This window comes from Streptomyces sp. NPDC050625 (genome assembly GCF_040654755.1).
Classification (GTDB): domain Bacteria; phylum Actinomycetota; class Actinomycetes; order Streptomycetales; family Streptomycetaceae; genus Streptomyces.
In genome coordinates this window covers 1-5964 of record NZ_JBFAIQ010000089.1, presented here as the reverse complement: position 1 = coordinate 5964, position 5964 = coordinate 1, and the positions used below count along the sequence as shown (strand labels likewise).

The following is a 5964-nucleotide window of genomic DNA, read 5'->3' as shown; positions in this document are numbered from 1 at the left end:
CCCGCTGGTCCTTGCGCGGCACCGAGGCGAATACATCGGCCACGTATAACGCCAACCTGGCCCGAACACGGTTCACTTCGTGTGCATCCACACATCCAACATGCCCAGGAACAGCCCGAACCAGATGACTTAACGGAGTCCTACTACTCGATAACCAGAAGTCGATCACTCGGGAAGGTACGCCCTTCGCGTCCAACACGAGGCCGATCCACAGGTCATGAGCATTGCTCGCCTTCACGTGACGCTAACCGGTCCAAAAAGACCCTCTCAGCGGGCGGCGGTGGTCTGATGTCCTGTCTCACTGGAGCCGGTTAGTCTCGCTGAAGGCTGACCGCTCAGTTGCGTCGCCGGTCGGGGGCACAGTGGACTGGGGAACTCTTGTGAGCACCGGTCTCGGCGCGCTAATCGGTGTCGGATCGACACTCGCCGTCGACCGTGCACGATCACGCCGTGACAAGGAAGCCCGCGACGAGCAGCTTCGGCGCCAGGTGTATGGCGAGTACCTCATTGCCCTCTCCCGGACCCGGAGCCAGCTACGCGACATCGCCCACAACGTCCAGGACTCGCCGGAGGATCGGGCCCGGCAGGTGCGCGACAGAGTTCGCGAGAGCGGTGCCTACGAGCTCCGCCACCAACTGCAACTCTGCGCGCCGACGGAGGTACTCGCGCTCACTGATCGGGTTCATGCAGCACTGCGTGACTTTCGGGACCAAGTGCTGAACGGAGCGACTTCCCAGGATGAGACGTACCGGGCCAAGCGCGAGTCGTACGAGGCTGCCGCCCGAGCCCTCCGTGAAGCGATGCGTCGAGACCTTGGCGTCGCCCCAGAAGCTTGAGTCGCTGCGCTCGGCCGCAGCCTTCTCGCAGAGGTGAACAAGGGGCACGCCTGCAGAAGTCTGAGACGGGACATTTGAGCCCGGCCCGGCGATGCGGGCGGAGCCCCTGCAGGAGGTGGAGACTTGGACCGCCGAAGCCTTGTAACGGCTGCGGTCGGTACCGCGACTCGGTGCCGTGGCACATCAAGAAGGATCTACAGCAATGGCAACAGGGCGCGTGAAGTGGTTCAACGCCGACAAGGGCTTCGGCTTCATTCAGCAGGACGACGGCGGACCGGACGTGTTCGTTCACTTCCGTGCCATCACCGGCACAGGCTTCAAGGAGCTGAACGAGGGCGAGCCGGTCGAGTACGACGTCACCCAGGGGCCCAAGGGTCCCCAGGCGGAGAACGTCACCAGGATCAGCTGACCAGCGGCTGGCCCCGTCCCGCCAGCCGAAACTGGCGGGACGCTCCTGCGTACGCACACCATCCCCGCGCGCCCGGGCGAATCACTCAGCGGTCAGACTCCGGGCGCAATCGGCCAGGGGCCGTCGGCGCAGGGCACACATCATCCGCGCCCTCGGCTGTGCGCACGCCCGGCAAACAGCGGAACCAACCGCCGCCGGTCAGTTGAGGACCTGGGCTTCAGCGACGGCGACCGTGAACGGTGTCTGGCGGACCTCGGTGAGCTGCCCGGCATCGCCACCACCCCCGGTGACGTGCCAGCCAACCGTCCACGTGGCGGTGGCCGTGCCGTGAAAGCGGCCGCCGGCCTCGGTGCCAACACGCAGGCCCGACCACGGCCCGCACCACCCCCAACCACGGACGCTCCAGGCCCGACCATGGGCCCGACCACGGCAGGTCACAGCGTTGCGCAGGCCATCCGGTCCGGCCGCCACCCTGGGCCAACCGGCTGCTGCGCACGGCACGCACGCCTCGTGGCGGTGTCTGGGAGATTCCCCCTCGGGATCAGGCACACGGCAGCCCCGCGTGCGCATGCAATCTGGCCCGCGAGAACACTGCATCGCGCCTTGAATACGCCCCGCCGCTCCGCTACAGCCCGCGGGAGGAGCAGAACCTCTCTCCGGCTATTGCGGACACGGCACCGACCGGACCACACACGTCCTGCCCGAGCGAACACGCCGCCCCGGGCTCACCAGAGATCCAGACCTCTAATTACTGTCGAATTAGAGGTGTCGGTGTCCGCGAAGGGCTTGCCCACAGCACCCCACCTGCGCAAACGTGCTCCCACGCGATGAGAGTGCTCCAACCCGCGGTGCGCCCCTCGGTGCAACGGTCGGCCAAACCCTCCAGCCCCCTATGGGCCCCACCAAGGAAGCAACCCCGCCAGCCGGACAGGGCTCGCCAAGGAACCGATGCCCGGTACCGACTGGGCAAGCCCGTCCGGAGCTGGGCAAGCCTCCCGTTGGTGAGCTTGCCCAGCCGATGTGGGAGCCCGGCCACGGGTGCCGGACGGCCGTACCACGGGCCCGCCCAAGGCCCGCAACCCCCGACCATGAGCCCGACCACGCCAGGTCAGCGCGATACGGCGCTGCTGACAGCAAGCGGCCCCGGTGCCGGGCGGGACCGGGGCCGCGACCGGCGCGAGTCCTGTCACGAGGGCCGGGACCCGCACACGCGTCGCGGGATAAACGCACCCCTGACAGCGCGGGTCACGGGCTCGGTCAAGCGTCCGTATCGGCTTGCCAGGTGTGGTCGGCATGACGCCGGGACGGGAGACATCAAGGTCAGTCACAGACCGGGTCAGGCCACGACCCGTGCGGAACCCCACCAGTCTCACAGTCCCAGACGGCAGCCGCGCCGTGTCTCCGGCAGAACCTTCGGGCTAGCAAGGGCCTGTCTGGAGCTGTGATCACGTGTCAGGGAAAAGGCCTGGTCGGGATGATGATCAATCTGATAGCTTCCAGTTGCCCGTGACACCGCCCGAGGAGGTGAGACCCATGAACGTTTCTCTGTGGGTGCTCCCCCTTCCCGTCACGGTTGGGCGATTGGCGTAGGTGTCGCCGGGAGCGCCTCGACAACAAGGCACTCCCGAAAGGCAACACCTCATGCACTCTCTGCAGTTCACCGCCGAGTCGTCGTCGAACGGCATGGTCGAGCGCGACTTCACCGTGGGCGACGTCCCTGGCGTCCTCTGGTCGCCGGCTTCCGGCGCTGATCGCGCGCCCCTGGTCCTGATGGGCCACGGCGGCGGCAACCACAAGAAGCACCCGGCGATGTCCGGCCGGGCCCGCCTCCTCGTGACCGGCTGCGGTTTCCACGTCGCTGTCATCGACGCGCCCGGTCACGGCGACCGGCCGCGCACGGCGCACGACGAGGCGGAAATCGCCGAACTGTTCCGGGCGAGGGCGGCCGGCGAGCCGGAAGGCCCGATCGTCGCTCGCTACAACGCCCACCTGGCGGAACTCGCCGTGCCCGAGTACCTGGCGGTCCTGGACGCCCTCCAGGAGCTTCCGGAGATCGGTACTGACGGGCCGGTCGGATACTGGGGCATCAACATGGGCACCGCGATCGGCGTGCCGTTTGTGTCGGTCGAACCCCGGATCACGGCCGCAGTCTTCGGTCAGCACTGGCCCCAGGTCCTGGCCGAGAAGGCGAAGCAGATCACCATCCCGATCGAGTTCGATCTGCAGTGGGATGACGAGCACATCTCTCGCGAGGAAGGTCTCGCACTGTTCGACGCCTTCGCCTCGAAAGAGAAGTCGTTGCACGTGAACTCTGGCAAGCACAAGGAGCTGCCCCGGTACGAGGCCGACAGCGCGGTCCGGTTCTTCGCCCGGCACCTCGCCGGAACGGTCACCGCGTCCACCTGACGTGCGCGGTTGCGGCGTCCGGCTCACCACCCGGGCGCCGCGACCGCGGCCCCGGGTCGAGGCAGCTGGGATGTGTGTGACAGAACCGGGCCGGTAACAGGGTCAGGATCGCGAGGGGGGATGATCCGCTCATGCGCATACGACGAGAGGCCCGCTGGGTCTTGTGGGGGCTGTGGCTTGCTTATCTGGTGTTCTCCATCTGGTTCTTCGCGGAGGTGATCACGCTGTTCCTGCAGGCTGAGTCCTGGTGACGTGAGCGGGGTGGTGGACGGTCCGGGTGCCGCCGGTGTCAGGGATCACACTCGCAGCCTGGGATGCGGGACAGGGCACGCGTGCCCCCTCTGTGCCCGATCGGACGGCCACAGCCGGGAGACAGCGGGAATGTCGGCGCGTCACCCGGAGACTCCCGGCTCAGCATCCTGCACTCCGGGGATCACCGGTTCGCCATGTCGAGGAATGGGTCCTGCGGACGGTCATCGGCGACAGCGACACCATGGCCGCAGCACTCGGCCAGCTCATCTCGGTCGCGGCGCACGCGCCGATGATGCCGTGCTCGCAGGCGGCCTTCACGTCGTGGGTGCCTCCGGGCAAGGCGGGCGAGAGCCACGACAGCTTCCCCACTTCCGCTGTGATGACCTGCAGGTTCACGCCCTCGCGGCGAACCTCCTCACCGACTTGCGTTCCGACCAGTACGATTGGATGCACCAAGTCGCCAATACTCAACCGGCGATGCTTCCGAAATTTTTCTGCCGCGGTTGCCATTTTCGAGAACGGAGTGAGGGTGGCTTGTGACCGGCATCGTCGATGCCGCCGCCGCCGCCATGTTACGTCCAGCGATATTGGTCAAGGTCGGCGACTCATGTCGCTTTCCTACCCGCTCCCCCAGTTGGAGTGAATGCCCGTTTTCCACCTGTGCGGTTGGCGTATTATTCCCTGCCTCGTGCGACGAAATTCGCGGCGACGGCCAGCCCTGCAAACGCTCGGACCCCTGGGCCATTACCGCATCAGCACTGGATTGGGCCTTGTGTCCTTTTTCCTGGGGCTTCAGGATCTGGCGGAGTGACTCCGCCGCCAAAAGCCCCAGTACAGCGCCCACGCACGCGGCCGCTGGTCCTCCCACCGCAAACCCCATCAGGGCGCCGACCACCACTGGCACCCAACGCTTCCTCGCCATAGACTTCAGGAGGGCACTAGTGGTTGCTGCTTCTGCTGAACGCGGTGTTTTTTCCCACATTACATCAGGAGGAAATGAAGATTCCCGCTTGGGCGCCGTCGGCTCGAGATGTGCGCCGCGGACCTGCGGAATCAGAGGTGGTTTCACGCGCGGTTCAGTTTGGGTCGCATAGCTCCTATTGGCTGTCAACTTAGCCAGAGTCACTGTAGGGCGTGCATTATCACGGCGCAACTCCTCGTCCGAGTAGCGGTCTCCCTGATCCTGCATAGTACTATCGGAGACGTAGCTAAGCGGCCGATTGTCCTGCTCATCTGAAGTATCGGGCATTTAGGCCTTCCCTTGGCGTCATTCTCCCCTTTGTCTGAACTACGTAATGCATCCGGATAAGGTTCAACGCAGACCTGTGGGACAGGGAAGGCGAGCAGGGCGTCAGGCATCCTCGGCTCACCAATTCCTCGCTCAGCACCAGCAGGTAGCGTCCCTGGGCTCCGGCTGCGGCCGGGGGTTCGTCGGCGTTCCCGGCGCGCTGATCGTAGAAGTCGCGGACACCGCGGGCCGCCTCCATCTCCAGCTCGAAGAACTGGAAGATCTTCGCCACCCGCTACCGCAGCCCACTCACCCGCTTCGCCCTCGTCGCTAAAACCGTCACCGCCCTCGCCTTCTACAAGAAGGGCTGGTGAAACCCGTGAATTAGGCCTCCTTGCCTCACCAGTACGGCGCATTTCCTCCTATGCAGTCGCTGCCCGCGGCGGACTCGTACGCTGTAGTCGCCTCAGCCGAGGTCGGCCAGGAGCGCGGGCAGCAGGCGCTCTTCCATGACGGAGCGGCCCGAGACGCCCATGGCGTGGGCGAGTTCGGGATCCCATGGGCTGGGTGCGGATGGGCCGGTGAGCGGGGTGGACTGCCCCTGGTCCAGGGCGCCGCGGTAGTCGGCGGCGGTCATCCGCCAAGGGCGGGCGCCGTGGCGCTCGACGGCTGTGGCGGTGATGCGCAGGCCCGTCCAGTCGAAGTCGGCGCGCCAGTTCAGGCGGGCCCCGGCGCGGGCGGCGTCGGCGAGGAGCTTGTGGCAGGCGGCGGAGGGGATGCCTTCGGTGCAGACCAGGGCCGCGGCGCGGTCCTCGAGTTCGGCGGCGGCCGCG

4 protein-coding genes and 1 pseudogene are annotated in these 5964 nt (G+C 66.5%); 3 read left to right on the top strand and 2 right to left on the bottom strand.

Going from position 1 to position 5964, the window contains the following annotated elements:
- The first annotated feature begins 380 nt into the window (after positions 1-380).
- The 3 genes from AB0I54_RS47770 (at position 381) to AB0I54_RS47760 (ending at position 3651) form a co-directional block, all read left to right on the top strand.
- Entirely contained in the window at positions 381-836 is a 456-nt protein-coding gene (locus AB0I54_RS47770; protein WP_363302691.1) for a hypothetical protein, read from the top strand.
- Between the two features lie 202 nt (positions 837-1038).
- Positions 1039-1245: a cold-shock protein gene (locus AB0I54_RS47765; RefSeq protein ID WP_363302690.1), complete on the top strand. Its 207-nt coding sequence runs from the start codon at positions 1039-1041 to the stop codon at positions 1243-1245.
- Positions 1246-2886: 1641 nt separating this feature from the next.
- Entirely contained in the window at positions 2887-3651 is a 765-nt protein-coding gene (locus AB0I54_RS47760; RefSeq protein ID WP_363302689.1) for an alpha/beta hydrolase, read from the top strand.
- A 540-nt stretch (positions 3652-4191) separates the two neighbouring features.
- Here the strand turns inward: AB0I54_RS47760 and AB0I54_RS47755 are convergent.
- Positions 4192-4317, bottom strand: a pseudogene (locus tag AB0I54_RS47755) (IS5/IS1182 family transposase); the annotation flags it as partial.
- 1280 nt (positions 4318-5597) lie between these two features.
- A partial coding sequence (locus AB0I54_RS47750) for a DUF2399 domain-containing protein (protein ID WP_363302688.1) occupies positions 5598-5964 on the bottom strand: 367 nt, incomplete at its 5' end.

Bases quoted from the DNA above. Each gene is read 5' to 3' on its own strand.
- AB0I54_RS47765 (WP_363302690.1), top strand. From the start codon at position 1,039: ATGGCAACAGGGCGCGTGAAGTGGTTCAACGCCGACAAGGGCTTCGGC.
- AB0I54_RS47760 (WP_363302689.1), top strand. From the start codon at position 2,887: ATGCACTCTCTGCAGTTCACCGCCGAGTCGTCGTCGAACGGCATGGTC.